At 51.0% G+C, this 22,450-nt stretch carries 13 protein-coding genes and 1 pseudogene; 7 read left to right on the top strand and 7 right to left on the bottom strand.

Going from position 1 to position 22,450, the window contains the following annotated elements:
- Nucleotides 1-38: 38 nt before the first annotated feature.
- Together QZ310_RS12830 and QZ310_RS12825 are read right to left on the bottom strand one after the other, a co-directional pair.
- A complete protein-coding gene (locus QZ310_RS12830; protein WP_297073481.1) occupies nt 39-476 on the bottom strand; it encodes a hypothetical protein in 438 nt (145 codons plus the stop codon).
- A gap of 19 nt (nt 477-495) precedes the next feature.
- Complete coding sequence (locus QZ310_RS12825) at nt 496-2,049, bottom strand: glycoside hydrolase family 28 protein (RefSeq protein WP_297073478.1); 1,554 nt, start codon at nt 2,047-2,049, stop codon at nt 496-498.
- A gap of 221 nt (nt 2,050-2,270) precedes the next feature.
- On the opposite strand from QZ310_RS12825, the gene QZ310_RS12820 reads away from it, so the two are divergent.
- The 5 genes from QZ310_RS12820 to QZ310_RS12800 all read left to right on the top strand — a co-directional run bounded on the left by QZ310_RS12820 (nt 2,271) and on the right by QZ310_RS12800 (nt 9,597).
- The gene (locus tag QZ310_RS12820; RefSeq protein WP_297073477.1) at nt 2,271-3,614 is read left to right on the top strand and encodes a hypothetical protein; all 1,344 of its coding nucleotides are present in this window, start codon (nt 2,271-2,273) and stop codon (nt 3,612-3,614) included.
- Nucleotides 3,615-3,788: 174 nt separating this feature from the next.
- Nucleotides 3,789-4,346, top strand: coding sequence for a YhcH/YjgK/YiaL family protein (locus QZ310_RS12815; protein WP_297073475.1), 558 nt, complete (start codon nt 3,789-3,791; stop codon nt 4,344-4,346).
- 94 nt (nt 4,347-4,440) lie between these two features.
- Complete coding sequence (locus tag QZ310_RS12810; RefSeq protein ID WP_297073473.1) at nt 4,441-4,863, top strand: Fur family transcriptional regulator; 423 nt, start codon at nt 4,441-4,443, stop codon at nt 4,861-4,863.
- Nucleotides 4,864-4,932: 69 nt separating this feature from the next.
- Nucleotides 4,933-7,038 (top strand): heavy metal translocating P-type ATPase, encoded by a 2,106-nt coding sequence (locus tag QZ310_RS12805; RefSeq protein WP_297073471.1) that lies wholly within the window; start codon nt 4,933-4,935, stop codon nt 7,036-7,038.
- Between the two features lie 15 nt (nt 7,039-7,053).
- Nucleotides 7,054-9,597, top strand: a complete 2,544-nt coding sequence (locus tag QZ310_RS12800) for a heavy metal translocating P-type ATPase (protein WP_297073469.1) — start codon at nt 7,054-7,056, stop codon at nt 9,595-9,597.
- A gap of 308 nt (nt 9,598-9,905) precedes the next feature.
- Here QZ310_RS12800 and QZ310_RS12795 read toward each other — a convergent pair whose 3' ends face one another.
- From QZ310_RS12795 to QZ310_RS12780, 4 genes and pseudogenes are all read right to left on the bottom strand, one after another.
- Entirely contained in the window at nt 9,906-10,958 is a 1,053-nt protein-coding gene (locus QZ310_RS12795; protein WP_297073467.1) for a glycoside hydrolase family 43 protein, read from the bottom strand.
- Between the two features lie 67 nt (nt 10,959-11,025).
- Nucleotides 11,026-12,000 (bottom strand): rhamnogalacturonan acetylesterase, encoded by a 975-nt coding sequence (locus tag QZ310_RS12790; protein WP_297073488.1) that lies wholly within the window; start codon nt 11,998-12,000, stop codon nt 11,026-11,028.
- Between the two features lie 213 nt (nt 12,001-12,213).
- Nucleotides 12,214-13,791, bottom strand: a pseudogene (locus tag QZ310_RS12785) (rhamnogalacturonan acetylesterase); the annotation flags it as partial.
- Nucleotides 13,792-13,900: 109 nt separating this feature from the next.
- The gene (locus tag QZ310_RS12780) at nt 13,901-16,318 is read right to left on the bottom strand and encodes a glycoside hydrolase family 2 TIM barrel-domain containing protein (RefSeq protein WP_366141986.1); all 2,418 of its coding nucleotides are present in this window, start codon (nt 16,316-16,318) and stop codon (nt 13,901-13,903) included.
- A gap of 280 nt (nt 16,319-16,598) precedes the next feature.
- Here QZ310_RS12780 and QZ310_RS12775 point away from each other — a divergent pair, with 280 nt between their 5' ends.
- Together QZ310_RS12775 and QZ310_RS12770 are read left to right on the top strand one after the other, a co-directional pair.
- The gene (locus QZ310_RS12775) at nt 16,599-19,556 is read left to right on the top strand and encodes a DUF4982 domain-containing protein (RefSeq protein ID WP_297073485.1); all 2,958 of its coding nucleotides are present in this window, start codon (nt 16,599-16,601) and stop codon (nt 19,554-19,556) included.
- 9 nt (nt 19,557-19,565) lie between these two features.
- Nucleotides 19,566-22,109, top strand: a complete 2,544-nt coding sequence (locus QZ310_RS12770; RefSeq protein WP_297073483.1) for a glycosyl hydrolase 115 family protein — start codon at nt 19,566-19,568, stop codon at nt 22,107-22,109.
- 31 nt (nt 22,110-22,140) lie between these two features.
- Here the strand turns inward: QZ310_RS12770 and QZ310_RS12765 are convergent.
- A partial coding sequence (locus QZ310_RS12765; protein ID WP_297073466.1) for a hypothetical protein occupies nt 22,141-22,450 on the bottom strand: 310 nt, incomplete at its 5' end.

Raw genomic sequence — 22,450 nt, 5'->3', positions numbered from 1 at the left:
GACCACTAGTGGTCAGACCTTTTTAGGCTTAAATTAATCTATTTTAAATCAAATGAAGTAGTATTATATTTTATTTGGAGTGATTTAGTATACTCATCGCCTTGTGCTTTAAGAACGAAAGGTCCACCGGTACTAATAGAAATTCGTCCCTGCATGTGAAGGTTAGGATAAGATCCATCTGCAGTTCCTTGTAATATTAAATTTTTACATTGTTTAAATGGTCCAAATGTACCTTCCCACCAGTCATTACTTGGCTTTAAATCAAATGATTTACTGCCGCTTTCAGTGGTTACCGAAACATGGGCTACTCTTGCTAAATTCCTGTAAGAACCAAATTTAAATTCATATTTTACATAATATTCAATTTGTGGTTCAGGATTATCTTGAAACGGTTCATTATCTTCTTTATTACAAGAAGTAATAAAGAAGATAATGACGGCAGATAATATAGTAAATAATTTATTGTAATTATTCATATATTATTATAGTTTAATGCTAATCTATTATTACATCCTTGTTTTCGCCGGTGTAGACGATTTTGTCGGCGTCCGGAGAGTTGAATGTGCAGTTGGTGAGTCGTGCGTCGATGACATTGTTGATGGTCAGGGCCGGACCCTTGGTCGAAGTGATGCTGACGTTGTCAAACTTGATTCCGGTTGACTCTGAAAGCAGACCGCCGTTGGTCGCTGTGAAGATTGAATTGGTCAGTTTCACGTTTTCGATGTGCATTTCGGGGAGGCCGTTGAACTTGACCGACATTCCGGAGTTGAACGAGGCTACGTTGTTGATGGTGATGTTGCGGAACTGGGGAGTAGTCTCGTCGACCGGCGGGATTGTCTTGGGAGCGTTCTTCACCCAATAGTAGAGGTCGAAGAGAAGGCCTTCACCGCTGATGTTGAGCATGTTGATGTTGTCGATATAGATGTTCTCGACCACACCGCCGCGTCCGCGTGTGCTCTTGAAACGGAGACCGACATCCGTACCGATGAACTGGCAGTCGGTGACCGATACATTGTTGACACCGCCCGACATTTCGCTGCCGACCACGAAACCACCGTGGCCCTGGAACACACGGCAGTCCTTCACGATTACATTCTCGGTCGGGATTCCGCGCTTGCGGCCATCCTCATCCTTGCCGGACTTGATACAGATAGCATCGTCGCCGACATCGAGGGTTGAGCGGTAGATAATCACGTTCTTGCATGATTCAACGTCAAGGCCGTCGCCGTTCTGGGCATATTCGGGGTTCTTGATGTAGACATCGTCGATGATGAGGTTCTCGCACATGAGCGGATGGAGGTTCCATGCCGGTGAGTTCTGGAAGAGGACGCCCTGGAGATAGACATTCTTACACTTCACGAACTTAAGCATCACGGGACGGATGAAATGTTTGATGGCCGATGCTTCCTCTTTGGTAAGGTTCTTGAGATTGTCGCGCACCTTCTCGCCTTCGATATAGTTTTCGGAGGGATACCAGGTGTTGTCGTTCTTCACGATACCTCCGGAAGCCACGAGGCGTTTCCATTGTCCGGCAGTCATCTTGTCGCGCTTCACCTGTCGCCATGCGCCGCCGTTGCCGTCGATCACACCGTCGCCGGTGATTGCGATGTTTTCAAGATTCTCTCCGTTGAGGGGAGAGATGGCGCGGTAGGCTTCGTAGCCCTCATAGACGGTGTAGACAACAGGGTAGAGGTCTGTATCGGGCGAGAAGAGGATGAGCGCACCGCCGTCGAGATGGAGATTGATGTTTGATTTGAAGGTGATGGGACCGGTCAGCCAGATGCCTGCGGGCACATTGAGAGTGCCGCCACCTTTCGAAGCGAGGGCGTCGATGGCTTTTGCGAAAGCTTCGGTGTTGAGAGTCTTGCCGTCGGCTACCGCACCGAAATCGGTCAGTGATACCTCGCGGTCAGGGAATGTGGGTTTGTCGATGACGGGCATTTCAAAGGGAAGCCCTTCGTAGAGGTGGCTGTAGGAGGATTTTTCACCTGCGGCCAAAGCCACTGTCGAGCTCAGACACAGTCCGAGCATAGCTGTAAGAAATCTCATGGTGTTGTTAGATTCTTGCGTTTATGATTAGTAATTGAATAATCAAAAGTGAATATTTTTCGGTCAGATTTTCGCTCAAAGGTACTAATAAATTCTCTAAACCGCAAACCCCGGACCCAAACCGCCCCGTCTCAGGCTTCCACTGTTTTCAAAATAAATTATTTTGTAATGATACGAAATATTCGTAACTTGCAGAAACGAACCAAACTAAATTTATTGAGATGAGGAAGTTTATATTTATGTTCGCGGGTACTATTATGCTTGCCTGTGGGATAACGATGGTCGCTAATGATTATCGTTCGGAGTTTTTCACGCTGATAGCTGAAAATAATTATAATGCGGCTGACAGCGTACTTGCACTATGGACTGCGGAATCACCGGATGATCCTGAAGTTCAAGTTGCCAGATTCAATCTATTGTTCAATTCATCCCGAAACTCAATGTTATCGGTAAACAATGGTACCGATTATAGGGGTGACCATCTTGTGTTCTCCGATTCCTTGGGACACCCTGCAGGAATAATCGGTGAACACATCGAATGGAACGATAGCCTTTATAATGAAGCCATAAATGTAATAGGTAACTCTGTAAGAAGGTGGCCCGAACGTCTGGATATGAGATGGGGGATGGCCAAAGCCGAATCCGAAAGAAATCGATGGAAAGAAGTAGCGGAGATAGTCAACGCTGTGCTGGACAGGTCGGAAGAAACCGGATTTGCATGGACTTGGACTGATGGCGTTGCGTTGAAGGACTCTGCCGAAATCATTGTTAATGCAGGTGCTTTTGATTACCTGTCCATGATGCTCTCTGATGAGGAGGGATGCGACATGGCAATGGCTGACTCGCTTGCTTCAAGAATCTCCGAAATATTTCCCAACGACTGCCGGGTTCTGAATATCCTCGGCTCGATACGTTACAATAACAATGAGATTGACAAAGCTCTCGAATATTTCATCAAGGCCGATGAAGCATGTCCGGGTGATGGTATAATTGCGGGAAACATCGCATATCTTTATTTCGAAAATGGGAATGAAGAGAAAGCGTTGGAATTATACAGCAAAATAGTTGATGACCCCAATTATGACGAAGCATCCCGCGAAAATGCAAGGACAATGATTTCGGTGATATGCAAGGAGTTTGAAGAAATGAGAAAATATACTTATTTCTTCAATTATCTGCCTGTAGTGGCCAGTGTGACCTCAATTGCCGACGGTGATAAAATACTTTCGACCCCTGAGGTTGTAAATACCACATTGGCTGCCTACAATCGGGTGAAATCGCCATTCAAGGACAGTGACATATCTGTGACACCTGTGACGGTCGATGAACGTATTATATATGTGTGGAAATTTCCTGAACCGACAGAGGTACCGCTATGCCTTTATGTTGCCTTTGTGCCGAACGGTGTGGCTTATGCTGTGTATACTTTGGAAAAATCCTTTAATAACGCATGGGTCATAGGTACGCAGAAAGATAAAGAACATTCAAATTTTGGTGATATTGATAATGTCCCTGCTACTGCTGAGGATTTTGCTATGTTGCTGAAAAAACGCGAAATCATTTAGGGTTACTCTTTTTGTTTTTAAACACCTTCTAAATGTGCCTTATGAATTTCAGTGAAATATTCAGTATTCATCATCAGGCATTTCTTTCTTGACAAACGCTTCCGATTTGCTTTATTCGGGGCATTTGATTACTTTTGCAGTATATTGTTTCAACTCCCATAAATCACAAGAACCATGTCAACAGAATCTGTAATCACTCCTGCCGAGGCGCGCGAGTGGGTTGAGAGCCGCGAATGGGCCAACGGATGGAATGTCAATGTCGACGCCACTGTCGATGCTGTGGAATTTGCCACCCAATATCGTCGTAACAAACCCCTTTGGGACAAGCTCTTCAAATTCCTTGCCGAGACTGACCCCATGACACTCGAACCCGGCAAGATTGAACTTGAGAAGGGTCGTCTGTGGATCAACGTCCCAGAAGCATATACTCCGAAATCAATCGAAGAGACAAGAACTGAGAATCACCGTAAGTTCATCGACCTCCAGTACACTTTCGTAGGTGATGAGCTTTATGGACTTGCCGATGCCGACAAGGTGACACCCACCATGGAATATGATCCCGTGAAGGACCGCACTTTCTACCGTCTTGATGCGCCCGCGTCATACGTCCCCGCCGGTGCCGACCGCTTCTTCCTCTATTTCCCCAAGGATCTCCACCAGCCCTCGGTGCGCACTTCGGAAAATCCCGGACTTTCGCGCAAGCTTGTCGGTAAGATTGAGTATGCCGAATAAGCTCGATATAATGATAAAATCAAAGCAGACAGGCCCGGCAACCCCGACAGCCTGTCTGTTCTTTTTTCATAACCCCAAATGACTTGACTTCATCATGGAAACCACGGTAATTGAAAGCCGTCTTCAGAAAAAGGGTGTCAAACCGACTGCCAACCGCATAACCGTCTTCCGGACTCTATCGGAGATGCAGGGGCCTGTCAGCCTTTCAGACCTTGAGGACAGACTGCCTACGCTGGACAGATCGAGCATCTTCCGGACACTCACTCTCTTTCTCGAACATCATCTGCTCCATTCAATCGAGGACGGAAGCGGGTCGTTGAAATATGAGATGTGTGGCAACGATGATGACTGTTCAATCGACGATATGCATGTCCATTTCCATTGTGAGGTCTGCGGGAAGACATATTGCTTCGAGGACCTGCATATTCCGTCAGTCGACCTCCCCTCCGGTTTCATTCCGCGTTCGGTCAACTATGTGGTAAAGGGTATATGCGACAGTTGCAAAAACAAACAATGAGTCAAGTTTGCAATCAGGTTGCAAATGTTTTCTGTTATCTTTGCATAGAGAAACAGAAAACCATGACGTATGAAATATAACTCACACTCATCTGAAAAGATAAAAATTGACCTGACGGACACCTCCTGCTCCTGTGATTGCAAGCATGACGGAAGCAACGGAGTCAATGGCAGTTGCTGTCACGCGGACGGTGACTGTTGCAAAAGTTCGGAAGGGAAGGATGGTTCAGTTGCCAAAACCGAATCATCCGGCTGTTGCTGCTGCGGTGGTCATTGCCATTCCGGAGCCGGAAAGAAATCACCTTTCGTGTGGCCGGCGGTCTCGTTCGTGCTTCTGATTGCCGGAATAGTATTGAATCACTTGCAGGCGGCCTGGTTCACGCAGCCGGTGGTCAATTTGCTTTGGTTTGTCCTTGCCTTCCTCCCTGTAGGATTGCCTGTGATTAAAGAGGGTTGGGAAGCCGCGCTGCGGAAGGATGTATTCAGCGAATTCACGTTGATGATTGTAGCAAGCATCGGTGCGTTCTGCATCGGGGAGTATCCTGAAGCTGTGGCCGTGATGCTCTTCTACACTGTCGGAGAGATTCTCCAACACAAGGCTGTTGACCGTGCCACACGCAATATTGAAAAACTCCTCGACGTGCGTCCCGAACGTGCCTCGGTGTTGCAACCGGATGGTTCTTCGGTTGAAATGTCGCCGAAGGAAGTGGCTATAGGTGAGACAATAGAAGTCAAACCCGGCGAACGCGTCCCGCTCGACGGCGAACTCCTTGATGGCGAAGCAATGTTCGATACCTCGGCATTGACCGGAGAGAGTATGCCTCGGACAATAGTCCGAGGTGGGGAAGTCCTTGCTGGCATGATAGCCGCAGGCACTCCCGTCAAGGTTAAGGTCAACCGGCCTTACGGAGAGAGTGCCCTTTCGCGCATCCTTGCTCTTGTGAAGGATGCATCATCGCGCAAGGCTCCGACAGAAATGTTTATCCGTCGCTTCGCCCGTGTCTACACTCCGATTGTCATGCTGCTTGCGGTTCTCATCGTGGCTGTTCCGGCTCTTGTCGGCGCGTTCTCGCCATCGTTCCACTATGTGTTCTCCGATTGGCTTTACCGTGGACTTGTGTTCCTTGTCATCTCGTGTCCCTGTGCGCTCGTTGTGAGTGTGCCGCTTGGTTATTTCGCCGGAATCGGTGCCGCATCTCGTGCAGGCATCCTCTTCAAGGGTGGCAACTACCTTGATGCACTCACTTCCGTTGATACCGTCGCATTTGACAAAACCGGCACTCTTACCACCGGACGTTTCGATGTCACCGGCATTGAACTCTCCGGCCTGACGGAAAGAGAGCTGCTTGACATTGTGCTTTCAGTTGAAAGCCGAAGCACCCATCCGATTGCAAAAGCAGTTGTGGCTTACGCTCTCAGCCACGGAGCGGAGGAAATTTCTGTGACCTCCATGAAAGAGATTTCCGGCAGAGGTGTCGAGGCGGTCATTGACGGCAAGGACATTCTTGTGGGTAATCTCCGGTTGTTGCAGGACAGGGGTATCGGATTCCCGGATAATCTGGCAGCCACTTCCGCCACTCTCGTTGTCTGCGCCGTCAACAATAAATATAGCGGAGCGCTTTTCCTTGCCGATACCATAAAGTCGGATTCTCCGGATGCCATAGAGCGGCTGAAAGGACTCGGAATCAATGAGATTCATCTCTTGTCGGGGGACAAGAAAGAGGTTGTGGCCGACTATGCCGCCAAACTCGGCATCGACAAGGCTTTAGGTGGACTTCTCCCTGAGGACAAAGCCGGACGCATCGAGGCATTGATAAAGAATGAAGGAAGGAAAGTCGCCTTTGTTGGCGACGGCATGAACGATGCTCCTGTCCTTGCACTGAGCGATGTCGGTATTGCTATGGGCGGCCTCGGTTCGGATGCGGCAGTGGAGAGTGCCGATGTTGTCATACAGACAGACCAACCTTCAAAGGTAGCCACGGCAATTGTCATCGCACGGACTACACGCGCCGTGGTCCGCGAGAACATTATAGGAGCCATCGGTGTAAAGGGTATAGTGCTGGTTGCCGGAGCACTTGGCTATGCGTCCCTCTGGGGTGCGGTATTTGCTGATGTGGGTGTGGCCCTGCTTGCGGTGCTCAACTCATTGCGCATCCTCTATAAGAATTTCAAATAGATACAGTCTGAATTTATGGATAAAAATATAAAGAAGAATTTTCCCGTGACGGGGATGACGTGCGCCTCCTGCGCGGCAAGGGTTGAGAAAGTTCTCAATTCTTGTCCGGGGGTAAACGCCGCGGGGGTGAATTTCGCTACTTCTACTGTTAATGTGGATTATGATGGTGAATCATGTTCACCCGAGGTGCTGCAACAGGTTGTCCGCGATGCCGGTTATGACCTTTTGCTTGATGAATCGGTGGATTCGCTTGATGCCGAACAGGCCCGTAAATACCGTGCGCTGAAGTCGAGGACCATCTGGGCTGTCATATTGTCGCTGCCGGTGGTCGTGATAGGTATGTTTTTCATGAATATGCCCTACGCCAACCTCATAATGTTTCTGTTTTCCACCCCTGTGGTCTTTTGGCTTGGCCGGCAGTTCTTCATCGGTGCGGGGAAGCAACTCCGCCATCGCTCTGCGAATATGGATACGCTCGTGGCTCTGAGTACGGGTATCGCATGGCTGTTCAGTGTGGCAAACATGCTTTTTCCCGACTACTGGATGTCGAAAGGCATTCATCCCCATGTCTATTTCGAGGCTTCCGCCGTCATCATTGCCTTTATTCTCCTTGGCCGTACTCTCGAAAGCAAAGCTAAGGGCAACACTTCGTCAGCCATAAAGAAACTGATGGGTTTGCAGCCTAAGACAGTGATGATACTCCTGCCCGATGGCTCAACGACAGTCTATCCGATTGACCGTATCCGAATCGGCGACACTGTGGTGGTGCGTCCGGGCGAAAGGATTGCTGTTGACGGTTTGGTGACAGATGGCAGTTCTTTTGTGGATGAGTCGATGCTAAGCGGCGAACCTATCCCGGTTGAAAAGCGTCCCGGAGAGAAGGTCTATGCAGGTACAATAAACGGTACAGGCTCTTTCCACTATAAGGCTGAGAAGGTTGGAGGAGATACTTTGCTTGCCAAAATCATCCGCATGGTGCAGGATGCCCAGGGCAGCAAGGCTCCCGTCCAGCAACTTGTCGACAAGGTTGCCGCCATCTTTGTCCCTGTCATTATGTCCATAGCGCTAATTTCGTTTGTCGTCTGGATGATTGCCGACGGCAACGGAGGATTTTCCCATGGACTTTTGGCTGCGGTGACGGTTCTCATCATTGCCTGTCCATGCGCTCTCGGACTTGCAACCCCGACAGCCATAATGGTCGGAATAGGGAAGGGTGCCGAGCTTGGAATTCTCATAAAGGACGCCGAGGCATTGGAAACCGCTCCGAAGATTGATGCTGTGGTGCTCGACAAGACCGGAACGGTCACAGCCGGTCGGCCTGTGGTGGAGAATGTTGTTCGCGTAAGGACGCTTCCGGAAGCCGATGCCATACTTTCGGCATTGGAGCAAAGGTCTGAACATCCGTTGGCGCAGGCTATAGTTTCACGCTTTAAGGATGAGGCTTCGGCTGGTGTTGAACTCTCGGATTTCGAAAGTGTGACAGGCCGTGGTGTCAAGGCCCATGTCGGTGGGGTGGTTTATTATGCCGGAAACCGTCGTTTCATGGAGGAAAACGGAGTGGAGATTTCCCCCGTGGTCCGTGAGCGGGAGGCGAAACTGACGGCCGATGCCAATTCCGTCGTATGGTTTGCCGATGCGGATGGCGTGATTTCCTTGATTGGTATTTCCGACCCGATAAAACCTACTTCTGCCCGGGCTGTCGCCGAACTGGAGAAGATGGGCATTGAAGTCTATATGCTCACAGGCGACAATCGCTCTACAGCCGAGGCGGTGGCGAGGAAAGCCGGAATCCGTCACTGCATAGCCGAGGTGTTGCCTCAGGATAAGTCTGCTTTTGTCGAGAAACTTCGTAAAGAGGGACGCAAGGTGGCTATGGTCGGCGACGGTATCAACGACAGTGCAGCCCTTGCAGTGGCTGACCTGAGCATCGCAATGGGCACCGGCAGCGACATTGCCATTGACGTTGCCAAGATGACAATCATCTCCGCTGAATTGACAAAGATACCGCTTGCTATACGGCTTTCGCGGGCCACGGTGAGGACAATCCGTCAGAATCTTTTCTGGGCTTTCATATATAATGTCATCGGTGTGCCGGTTGCAGCGGGTGTGCTCTATCCGTTCTGCGGTTTCTTGCTGAATCCGATGATTGCAGGTGCGGCTATGGCGTTCAGCAGTGTCAGTGTTGTCACTAACAGTCTGTTGCTGAAACGCAAGAGTTTTGCTGACAGAACAGATGCTGTGAATGGACAGTCGGTTCTCACGAAAAATGAATCCGACGTGAATATCTCAGATGAAAAAATAATACCGGTGGACACAAAACCGGTTGAAGAAACAACAACTATAAAAACAAACGCAACTATGAAACAGGAATTTAAAATTGAAGGTATGGCCTGCACACATTGTTCGGGCCGAGTGGATGCAGCTATCCGCGCTCTCCCAGGAGTGACGGCTGTAAATGTCGATCTCGCATCTGGAACGGCAGTGGTTGAGGGCGATGTCGCGCCGGAAACTGTAATCGAAACAGTGACCGCCGCAGGCTATCCCACCCAAAAGAAGTAAATACGCCCCTAATATCCTTCAGATACAAAATGCTCTATTGCGCTGTAGGAAGGGTACATAAAGACAGAAGGTCAGAAGAAACAAAAGATTTTTTCGGGATTGATTTATTAGCTGTAAATTTTAGCTGTAAATCTAGAATAAGTTTTCGCTATTATAGATATTGCGATAATCTACATTCTATAAAGATAATCTACTTCTATAGATTAGAAAATCCTCAAAAAAAATCTTTTGTTTCTTCTGACCTTCTGTCTTTATGTACCTTTCCAGCAGTCGGTCATCTTCCCGCGGAGCAGTGTACACTTTTCGTATCAGGGTGTTTTATTCAGGGCTTCTATGCGGTCATATTCCTCTTTGGTGATACGCATGAAGGAGCCATGTTGGGGTGCTTCCACGCCTTGGATGTCGACCGGCGAGTGGAAATTGCGGAGATACTCGTCTGCCTGACATATTCTGTAGTGCTTGGGATTGGATGAGTATTCGATATAGCCAATTCTCCAGCCTTTCTCGCCGGGAATCCTGAAAGCTGACACACCCTCACATTTTTTCTTACCCTCGAAATCCACATAGTCATCATCCACCGGCAAGCTCCACGGGCCGTGAAGTGTCGGTGCGGTTGACGTGAAAAGTCCCGGTTTTCCTCCCTCCTTCTTTATCATCAGATGGTAGAGGCCGTCGCTTTCAAGATAGTTGATGTCTGCGTCGATTGTGGCATAGCCCCAGTCGAATAGCAATCGGGGTTTGGTCAAAGTAGTGAAGGATTCATCTGCGTAGGAGTAATACATGCGGTCATACTCCTCACCTGCGTCCGGATTCCAGAGAGAGTAGTATATCATATAGCCACCTTTCCTCCTGTCGGGCCATTGATAGTCGGGATTCCAGAAAATCTGTGGTGCCCACACGCGGAGAATGGAACTGTAGTCTGTGTAGGTATCCGGACTTTCAGGGTCGGAGAAAATGGGGGCACCTTTGCGGAAATCAAAGGTTACGGATTCCCAGTTGATGAGGTCGGGACTTGTCAGCAGGTTTATACCGTAATTATGCCATATCTTGCTCTTGCGCACACACATGTCGGTCGTGACCATCAGATAGCCTGAACCGTCATGCTTGCGGGTGATGTAGGCATCGCGTGTGCCACCTTCAATGAGGGCTTTTTCTGCCGGACTGAAGATGGAGTCACCGTTGATGATGTCGTGATAGTTGAGACCGTCGCGGCTCAGTGCGTATGCGGTCCACTCGCCGCGTCCGCTCATGTGGCAATACAGGAAGCCATAGTCACCGCGTTCAAGATTTTGTGCGGTCGACACTTCTGCGATTACTGTCAAGCATAATGCCGTAAGTACGGGGCGAAAAAGTCTTTTCATCTGATTGTTCTGTTTTGCGGGTCGGTTGCCGGATGTTTCTCTTACGGAAACTGATAGGACTGTCCTATCAGTTTCCGTAAGGTTTCTCATTGTCATAGAACGGGGCGAGAGGCCAGACGAAAGTTTCGGGATCATCCGGATTGGCCGGGCTGTAGCTCTCGGTCAGAGTGATGTGCTCAGCAAGTTCTGGGGCGACTTTGCGGAGTCCCTCGACGATACATTTTGCAACCTGGGTCGCACCGTAGGGGTTGAAGTGAGTATTGTCGGCAAGTTCTTCATTCTGTCCGGGGAATGTTCCTGCCGGATAGTGGACAAGAGCTTTCTTCGACTCCTCCACGCCAAGGCTTTCGAAGAGAGTTGTGGTCATGACGGTGAGGTCGATGAGGGGAACATTCTCTCTTTCAGCCACCGCGCGCATCGCAATGGGATATTCACCGTGGGTGTCCTTGAGTTTGCCGTCGGGGTTGAAGAAACGTCGTGCGGTAGGGGTGACGAGAATCGGTTTCAGGCCTTTTGCACGGGCACGGTCGATGAAGAGTTTGAGATTTGTGCTGTAGTTGTACCATGCGCCTTTACCTGCTCCACGGTCTTTCTCATCGTTATGTCCGAATTCCATGATGACCCAGTCGCCGGGTTTGGCCATTGCCATGACCTTGTCAAAACGGCGTTTGGCGAGGAAGGAACTTGTGCGTTCACCGCTTTCGGCATTGTTGGCAATGGCGATTTTGTCATCGAAATAAGCGGGAATAATCTGTCCCCAGCTTGCCCAGGGCTCCTTGCAGTTATCGACCACCGTACTGTTGCCGCAGAGGTAGACAGTGGTTATGCCGTCGGCCTCCGTCACGGGTTCGATGCTGATGGCATCGACTGCAGGAGCATCCCCGGTGAATTCAAGCGTGAGTTTGTCGTCCCATGTCGGTGTGCCGACCTCGCGCGGATTGATTTTCACTGAATCGCGCAGATTGATGGCCGGAGTGCGTTTGTGGACAATGAATGTGCGTTCGCTCAGTTCCCCCTTGCGGGTGGCCACACGGTCGAGCATCAGTCGGCGGCTCTCGGCACGGACAGTGGTGATGGCCTTACGCTTTTTATCGCCAAGTTTGAGTGTCACTTTATAGTTACCGTCGGGAACACGCACGGAGAAGAAGAAGGGTTTGGAACCATCTTTTGCGGGTGCGGTGCCGAAGTCGTAGCCATAGCCGTTGAAGTCGTTATATGCACCCATGCCCTGCATTTTATAGTTGTAGACTGAGGGCTTGAGATAGTCTTTCAGTGCGCAATCGGTGTTCATGATGCCTTCGGCTATACCCGCTGCGTTGATTCGCGCACCCGCTTTCGAGGAATGGGTGTGGTCTTTCTTGAAATAGGCGGAGGTGTTGCCTTCACCGAGCGACTGGAGCTTTTTACCGCTGATTGTGTTGAGGTCGACGAAGTATGCCTTGCCTTGTTTTGCTGCCTGACGTGCCCAAAGTCCGAAACTGCCCTTGTTGCTCTCGATTTTGCCGTCGGCCCACTTGTTGCGCGGAGTGTGGCTGACAATGATGGGTATGGCTCCTTTTTCCTTTGCATCCATGATGAATTTGCGCAGATACCATCCGTAGGTGTAGACCACCTGATTCTTGCCGGTAGCCTCCATTTTGAATACCTTGCTTTCGGGGCCTGCCCCGTGGAGTTCGCCACGGGCCTTACCTTTGTTGATGTCACCTCCGTCGTTATGGCCGAATTGTATCAACACGAAATCGCCCGGTTGGAGGGCGTTGTAGACCTTGTCCCAGCGGCCTTCGTCAAGGAATGTGCGGGCACTGCGGCCTGCCATCGCATGGTTCTCGACCGAGATTCGTGTGGTGTCGAAGAGTTCAGCAATGACGCTTCCCCAACCCCACATTGAATCGTCGTCCTTATCCTCGTTTTTTACAGTGCTGTCGCCGATAGTGAAGAGGACCGGTCGTCCCGGTTTGCGTGAGGCTCCGGTCTTTGTGTCGGGGACAGTGGGGATAAGCCAATCTTTCAACGGTACATTTTCAAGTGTCATCAAACCCTCCACGGCTGATTGGGCGTTGACTTTCGCTCCAAATTCAGAGGTGTGGATGCGGTCGAGATAGAACATGGTTTTCACCTTGTCCTTGCCGAAACGCTCGAATTTGCTTGCGGTGATGTCGTTGAGGTCTACGAACGGGACATTCTCCTCCTCGGCCACCTGCTTGGCCCAAAGTCCGAAGGTGTTGTTGACGCGTGTCACTTTTGTGCTGTCCTTGTCATCCCAGGCACAGCGCGGGGTGAGCGAGAAGAGGATGGGATTGCCACCCTTGGGGCGCACGTCGTTGATGTAGCGACGCATATATTCTCCGTAGGTGTAGACTGTCTCTTTCTCTCCGGTTTCCTTGATGGTCACGTTGAGGCTGTCCTTGCCGATGCCGGGGATTGATGCGCGTGCACGTCCGCTGTCGTAGGGGCCGTTGTCGTTATGGCCGAGTTCGATGATGACCCAGTCGCCCGGACGGATGCCGTCGACGACATCTTTCCAGAGTTTATTGTAGAAGGTGCGGCTGCTCATTCCGCCGAGCGCATGGTTCTCGACTGTGATTTTACTCTTGTCGAAATAATCCGGCATGAAGTAGCCCCAGCCCCACTGGCCGTTCTGGCCGTTGCCGAGAGTGCCTGTGCGCATTGTCGAATTGCCGACAAGGAATAGGACGGGATTGTTGCCGACTCTCGTCGAGCCTGCTATGGGGCGCACTGTGCGCGCTTTGTTAAGGCTGTCGAGGGTATTGTCGACAACTTTGTTGACATCCTCCATCGGGGAAGCAACCTTGCTCTGTCCGCAGAGCGCCATCGGGGCGAAGAGGGTGAGCGTGGAGATTAGAAATCCTGCAAGTTTCATATTCGGTATATGGATCGTTTGTCGTGAGGTTGGAAGGGGAATGGTCATCACGGACTGCAAATCATATTGTGTTCATCCTGTATCTGATTTCCTTGCCGTTTTCGGGGGTGATTGTCAGAGTGACAGGTCCGGCTTCCTCTGTGGAGCGGAGAATGACGGAGGCACGGCCGTTGTAGAGGCTGCGGGTGTTTCCGGTCATCATTTCGTCGCTTGAGAGGTTGCCGTTGATGACACCGACGATTTCAGCCGGACCTTCAACTTTGAATGTCAGTTTTGTATCGGTTCCGGGGACAATGCGCGACTTGCTGTCGAGTGCCTCGATTTTGACATGCTGGAGGTCCATGCCATCGGCTTTCCATGACTGATTGTCGCCTTCGGCACGGAGCTTGGCGACTTTCCCGGCTGTCTCGATGCGGTGGGTAGCGATTTTCTTGCCGTCGCGGTAGGCCACGGCTTCGAGCGCACCTGCTTTGTAAGGAATGTTTTCCCAAAGGATGCGGTTACGGTTTTTGGGATTGTCAACCTCGTTGCGTTTCTTTCCGAGGCTCTTTCCGTTGAGAAGAAGTTCGACCTCGTCGCCGTTTGTATAGGTGTAGAGGTCGGCGGTGCTTCCGGGTTTGCGGTTCCAGTGCTCCGACATGCGTTTGGTTCCGACCTTAACGTCGTTCCACACGGTGTTGTCGTCGCTGTCGATGATGCCGATATGCACGATGGGTTCTTCCGGTTTGAAGATGCTGCGCAGGAACCATGCGATAGGTTTGGGTTCGAGGGAAATGTCAAAAATGCCCTCAGTCCAACCCTTGGCCGGCCAGCCGTGTGACTCACCGAGATAGTCAATCATGCCCCAGTAGGCAAGACCGATGACTTTGTCGAGGTTCATTTCGTAGAAGTTCGGACCCATGCCGGAGGTGTTGGCCTCGCTCTGGTAGAACATCATCCAAGGGAAACGACGGCCGTCGCCGGGGAAGTACATGTAGCGGTAATTGTAGGCGGCGATGTCGGTTTCAAGTACGAGGGGGGCGGGGAGGGAATCGGTCGACAGATCGCGTCCGCGCGGGTGCATGGCCACTGTCACCGGACGGGTGGTGTCGTAGCGGTCGAGAAGCACTTTCTGCATTTTATAAGGTGTCACGCCCCAGTCGGCGTAGGGGAGATTCCAGAGAAGCTGCAATTCGTTGCCGAGGCTCCACATCACTACAGAGGGGTGGTTGCGGTCACGTTTCACCCATTCGGGTACATCCTTTGGCCATTGCTGCATCCAGTCCTTGCGGCCACCTGCATATTGGGTGAGCCATTTGTCATACAGTTCGTCCACAACAAGAATGCCGTAGCGGTCACAGAGTTCCATGAATTCCTTGCTGTAGGGATTGTGGGATGTGCGGATGTGGTTGAATCCAAAATCCTTGAGCATTTTGATGCGCTTCTCGATTGCAGCGGGATAGGCTGCCGCACCGAGCGCGCCGAGTGTGTGGTGGTTGGCAATACCTTTGAGGAGAGTCTTCTTGCCGTTGAGTTTCAGTCCGAATTCTGGTGAATATTCAATTGAGCGTATGCCGAATTGCTCCTTGACATTGTCAAGCTCCTTGCCCTCGGGAGAGAGGAGTGAGAGTTCTATGGTGTAGAGATGCGGGTTCTCGCAATCCCAGAGGCGGGGATTGTCAATCGTGAGGCTGTCGAGGGTGTATTCGTTTACCTTTTGTTTGCGTCTGAATGGCAGTTCGATGGTGCGTTCATAGACCTTGACTCCGTCTGCATCAGAAATTTTGGCGTTGACTGTCAGAGTTTTGCCCTTGTGACGCAATGCCGCAATTTCAGCCTGAAGTTTCACACTTGCCTTGTCGGTACCCACGACCGGGGTGGTGACGTAGAGTGGATGACGGGTGAAATACATGTCGGGGTCAGTCACAACCACATTGACATCACGGTAGAGACCTCCTCCGGTGTACCAGCGTGAATTTTCCGGTTTGCCTGTGTCGGCTCTGACAGCTATGATATTCGGTTCGTCAAAATTGAGAAGCGGTGTCACATCAATTTCAAAACCGAGGTAACCATAGTCGGTTCCACCGACAGGTTTGCCGTTGAAATAGACATCGCCGTTGAGCATTATGCCTCCGAAGTCGAGGAGGACACGTTTGCCTTTCCACGAAGGGTCAGCGACGAGCTGACGGCGATACCATCCGGTGCCCATCTCCTTGAATCCGCGTGAACTGAGACGCGAGCTGACATTGGCCACAGAATTGCTTTTGTCCGCTTTCTCATCGGCCGACGGTGCGACCCAGGGCTGGGCTATCTGGAAATCGTGAGGCAGGTTGACTGTCTGCCATCTGCTGTCGTCAAAATCGGAGGTAGTGGCTGCTTCAATCTCACCGGGAGAGAAACGCCAACCGAAATTTATATTTTCCACTTCACGGCTGTCTGCCTGACAAGTGAACCAAAAAGCACAAGAAAGGCCAAGTATTGCAAGAAATCTATTCATCATGGTAAATTTACAAAAAGGTGAAACAAAGGTACTAAATTTATAAATTCGCCACAAATGCGCTTGTCAATAAATTTTAACGGACCACAGTATGTCTTTAACTTTTTTATCGTGTGAATCACAGCCGGATTTTGTGCATGACTTATAATTAACTAAATTTGCGTGGAATATAAGATGAGTATCTCATGGCTTATAGCTATGGCTTGACCGCCGGTATGCTCATTCGTTTGCCATGATTACATTCAACCAAGCGCTTATGACTATCAGAAATAAAATCCTTCGTATGCTGCTGTGTGGTGCCATGCCTTTGCTCATGACTGAGCCCCTGCTTGCGCGGGATACCTATAATTTCAATCCCGGATGGCTTTTGAAAGTCGGGGATGAGAGCGGAGCTGAAAAAAACTCGTGGAATGACGGAGACTGGGAAAAAGTGAGTCTGCCACACGCATTCAATGAGGATGAGGCATACAAAGTTGGAATCGCGCAACTGACCGACACTGTCGCATGGTATCGCAAGCATTTCAAAGTGCCCGCGTCGGCCAAAGGGAAGAAGGTGTTTCTTGAATTTGAAGGTGTGAGGCAGGGCGCTGATTTCTATGTCAACGGTCAGCACATCGGTCTGCATGAAAATGGTGTTATGGCTGTCGGATTCGACATCACTCCATACATCCGCTACGGCAAGGAAAATGTGGTTGCAGTGCGCACGGACAATGACTGGGATTACCGTGAGCGCTCGACCGACAGCCGTTTTCAGTGGAACGACCGCAATTTCAACGCCAACTACGGTGGCATCCCCAAGAACACTTGGCTGCATATCACCGATCCGGTCTATCAGACACTGCCGCTATACAGCAATCTTGGAACTACAGGAACATATATCTATGCCACCGACATAAATGTGAAAAGCCGCACCGCCGACATCCATGCAGAGTCGGAGGTGAAGAATGACGGACGCAAGAGTGTGACTGTCGGATATAATGTAAGGATTTTTGACAACGACAACAAAGAGGTCGCTTCCTTCTCCGGAACACCTGTGACAATTGCTCCAGGCGAGAGTGCGATTCTGAAGGCTTCGGCCCCACTTTCAGGTATACATTTCTGGAGCTGGGGCTACGGCTATCTCTACAAGGTGAAGACTTCGCTTGTCATTGACGGCAAGGAGACGGATGAGGTCACCACGACTACCGGTTTCCGCAAGACCCGCTTCGGCGAAGGAAAGATATGGCTGAACGACCGCGTCCTTCAGATGAAAGGCTACGCGCAGCGTTCGAGCAACGAATGGCCCGGTGTCGGAATGTCAGTGGCTCCGTGGGTGAGCGACTACTCCAATGCGCTTGTGGTCGAAGGCAACGGCAATTTCGTAAGGTGGATGCACGTCTCACCGTGGAGGCAGGATGTTGAATCCTGTGATCGCGTCGGGCTGATGCAGATGCTCCCTGCCGGAGATTCGGAGAAAGATGTCAATGACAGACGGTGGGAACAGCGCAAGGATCTGATGCGCGATGCAATCATCTATTACCGCAACAATCCGAGTGTGATTTTCTGGGAGAGCGGAAATGAATCCATCAGCCGTGACCACATACTTGAGATGCGCGAAATCCGCGACATGTATGACCCTTACGGCGGCCGTGCGATCGGTTCGCGCGAGATGCTCGACATCCGCGAGTCGGAATATGGCGGGGAGATGCTCTATGTCAACAAGAGCGAACACAGTCCGATGGTGCAGACGGAGTATTGCCGTGACGAAGGACTGCGTAAATATTGGGACAACTGGAGCTATCCTTACCACCGTCACGGCGACGGGCCACTCCACAAGGGACAGGATGCGACGGCATATAATCAGAATCAGGACATGCTGACGGTCGAGTTTGTCCGCCGTTGGTATGACTTCTGGCGAGAGCGTCCCGGAACAGGACGGCGTGTGAACTCCGGAGGGGCGAAAATCATTTTCTCCGACACGCAGACACATGGCCGTAGTGCAGAAAACTTCCGTCTGAGCGGTGTCGTAGACCCGATGCGTATTCCGAAAGACGGTTTCTATGCCCACAAGGTGATGTGGGATGCATGGGTTGACCCGGAAAATTACGCCACTCATATCGTCGGTCACTGGAACTATCCGGAGGGGACGGTTAAGCCGGTCTATGTCGTATCGTCGTGCGACTCGGTCGAGCTTAAGGTCAACGGCAAGAGCTACGGCCCGGGTCGTCAGGACTATCGTTTCCTCTTCACATTTGATTCCATCCCATATCAGCCCGGCAGGATAGAGGCTATAGGTTATGACATGGATGGCAAGCAGCGCACGCTCTCAACCATCGAGACTGTCGGAGAGACCAAGGCGTTGAAACTTACAAAAATGACAGGGCCCGCAGGCGTATATGCCGACGGCGCGGACATAGTGCTCGTGCAGGTCGAGGTTGTCGATGCCCAGGGTCGGCGTTGTCCTCTCGCCAATGACACCATTGATTTCAAACTCACCGGTCCGATGGAATGGCGCGGAGGAATTGCCCAAGGGAAGGATAATTTTGCATTCGCAAAATCGCTTCCGGTTGAGGCCGGAGTAAACCGCGTGATGCTCCGCACGATGCCGGAGGCAGGACATGTCACTCTCACCGCCTCCGCTCGCGGATTTGAAACTCAGGAAATCAGTTTTGACACGAAGCCGGTCGAGGTTACAGACGGATTGACTGAATTCATCCCCGCTGCAGCTCTCAGTTCCAGACTTGACCGTGGAGAGACACCCGAAGGTCCATCATACGCCGATTCGAAAGTTGACGTCAGGGTGGTCAGCGCAAAGGCCGGATGCAATGAGGATAAGGTCACGGCAAGTTATGATGACAATGAACTCAGCGAATGGCGCAACGATGGCCGTCTGTCGACCGGATGGATTACCTATACCCTTGAGCGCCGTGCGGCGATAGATGATATATGCGTGAAGTTGACCGGTTGGCGACAGCGCTCCTATCCACTTGAAATCTATGCAGGCGACACGCTCGTCTGGAGCGGAAACACAGATCGCAGTCTCGGTTATGTCCATCTGAATATCGAAAAACCGGTCATGGCCGACACCTATACCGTCAGACTGAAAGGTAGCGCAACCGAAAGCGATGCCTTTGGCCAGATTGTCGAGGTTGCCGAGTCGAAGGCCGGAGAGCTCGATGTGGTTAAAGCCAAACGGGATGGCAAGACCAAAAAGGAACTTCGCATAGTCGAGATAGAATTTCTTGAAACACTCAATCAGTAACTGAAGATGATGAAACTCCACTGTTTCCTGATTACCATACTTTTTATGTCGGCCCTGCTCCCAATGCAAGGCAAGGAGAAAGCGTTTCAGCTCAAAAGAGGTGAAAAACTGAAAATCGAACAGATAGGTGAGGCTGCTCCCGTGGTCGGTTCTGCGCTTGAATTGCTTGGCCGGGACATGGAAGCCGTGATTGGCATAAGTCCTCATCGCGATGCGGGGAAAGGGAAGATTGTGGTCGGGACAGCCGATGGGTTGCGTACCAAAATCAAAGGAATTGATGCGCTTCTGGACTCATTGGAAGGGAAGCGAGAGGCTTTTTCTCTGAAGGTGCTTCCCGACGGACGCTTGCTCATTGCGGGCAGCGACAGTCACGGTACAGCCTACGGCGTGATGCAGCTCAGCAGACTGTTGGGCGTGTCGCCGTGGGAATGGTGGGCTGACGTGACTCCACGGAAAACGGACGTGTTTACCCTTCCGGCCGGATACAGCGACAGTCAGTCACCGTCGGTTGAATACCGTGGGATATTCATCAACGACGAGGACTGGGGACTGATGCCCTGGAGCGGGAACAACTATGAGCCCGGAGGGCCGAAAGGGCAGATAGGACCTAAAACCAACAGCCGGATTTTCGAACTTATGCTGCGTCTGCGCGCCAACACTTATTGGCCCGCGATGCATGAGTGTTCCCTGCCTTTCTTCCTCACGGAAGGCAACAGAGAGGCAGCGAAAAAGCATGGAATCTACATAGGCGGCTCGCACTGCGAACCGATGGCCTGCAATGCAGCCGGTGAGTGGTCGCGCAGGGGCGTCGGAGAATATGACTATGTCAACAACAACGCTGCGGTCCGTCAATTCTGGGAAGACAGAGTCCGCGACGTTGCCGGGCAGGAGATACTCTACACCCTCGGTATGCGCGGAGTGCATGACGGTGCGATGAAGGGCGCGAAGACTACCCGAGAGAGGAAGAGTGTGCTTGCCCGTGTGTTTGACGACCAACGCAATATGCTCAGTCGCTATGTCAACCCGGATGTGACAGAAATCCCGCAGGTGTTCATTCCCTACAAGGAGGTGCTTGACATCTACAACGCAGGTCTTGAAGTCCCGGAGGACGTGACCTTGATGTGGTGTGACGACAACTATGGCTACATCCGTCATTTCCCGACCGAGGCTGAGCGTCGGCGCAAGGGAGGCAACGGTATCTATTATCACATTTCCTACTGGGGACGTCCGCACGACTATCTGTGGCTTGGGACATTCAGCCCCTATCTCCTCTATCAGCAGATGAGTCTTGCCTACGACCTTGGAATCCGGAAGATTTGGATGCTGAATGTCGGTGACATAAAACCGGCGGAATATCAGATTGAGCTATTCATGGATATGGCGTGGGATATTGACCGCGTTAAAGCCGATGGACCGGAGAAGCATCTCTCCGCTTTCCTCGCGCGTGAATTCGGGGCCGAAGCTGCCGAGGAACTGCTTCCCGCCATGAACGAGCACTACCGTCTGGCCTACGTCTCAAAGCCTGAATTCATGGCCAACACACGCACTGAGGAGGCTCGAAAGGCATATTTCAATACCGTCCGCGATAATTCCTGGGGACTTGACTCAATCCGTGGACGGAAAGAACTCTACCGTCAGCTCTCCGACAAAGTCGAGACCATCTCCAGGATGATACCCGAAGATAGGGAGGATGCCTATTTCCAGCTTGTCAAATATCCCGTCCAGGCAGCCGCACAGATGAACAGAAAGTTCATCGACGCGCAGATGGCACGTCACGGAATTTGCGGGTGGGAGAAGAGCGATGAGGCATACGACAGCATCGCCTCTCTGACACAAATCTACAACAACGGTATCCATAACAATGGGAAATGGAAGGGCATAATGGATATGGCTCCACGAAAGTTGCCGACATTCGGACGAGTGCCGCATTCGACAGATTCACTGCCGATGGCCGAACCGCAGCGACCGGTTGCCGTGTTCAATGGCGTTGACGGAAAAGGGTACTTCACCCACTGCGAGAATCTCGGTTACGACGGTGGAGCGGCCGCAATCGGCAGGAATGAGACTATAGAGTTCAATCTTCCCGCTGTCGGTGGCAGTGACTCGTTGACGATTGATGTGCGCCTTCTTCCGGTTCATCCCGTGGATGGCGAGAACCTTGCATTTTCCATTATGATTGATGGAAAACCGATTGCCACGAATGTCAGCTACCGAACCCGTGGACGGAGTGAGGAATGGAAGATGAACGTATTGAGAAACCAAGCCATCCGGAAATTCACCATTCCAAACGACGGCCAAGCCCACACACTTCAGTTTGTAGCATTGACGTATGGTGTCGTTCTCGACCGGATTCATCTTTTCCGTACGTATCCTTCCGTGGACTCCGCGCTTGGCAAACGTAGAAATCCCATACTTCCCGGTTTTCACGCCGACCCCGAAATTCTTTACTCCGAGAAGACCGGAAAATATTATATCTACTCCACAACTGACGGAACTCCACGTTGGGGCGGTCACTATTTCACCGTCTTCTCTTCCTCAGAGCTTGTCAACTAAATAGATTCTAAGATTTTGTAAGAAATAGATTCTAATATTTTGTAAGAAAACATACTCTAAGTTTTTCATGTTTGTGTGAGGTTTTAGCTTTGCTTTTTTGACGCAAAGTTAGAACCTCATTTTTCAAAAAAGGTGCGATAATGCAATATATTATGGCATAAGCTGCGTGGCAACAATGCATCATCACCTTGCCGGAAGGCAGCCGGAAAGCTGCGAAGCAGCGGTGCGGTGGTAGCCCCGCATCGAGCGACAATGCAATGAAGCCCACAGGGCGTAATTGCATTGTCGCGAAGGTGTGTGGGTTATCGGTAGACCCATAGCGACGGGCATCGAAGATGTCC

Origin of the sequence: uncultured Duncaniella sp., assembly GCF_910577345.1 — a bacterium.
Lineage (GTDB): Bacteria > Bacteroidota > Bacteroidia > Bacteroidales > Muribaculaceae > Duncaniella.
The sequence above is the reverse complement of the archived record's forward strand: the minus strand, read 5'-3'. Positions and strand labels throughout refer to the sequence as shown.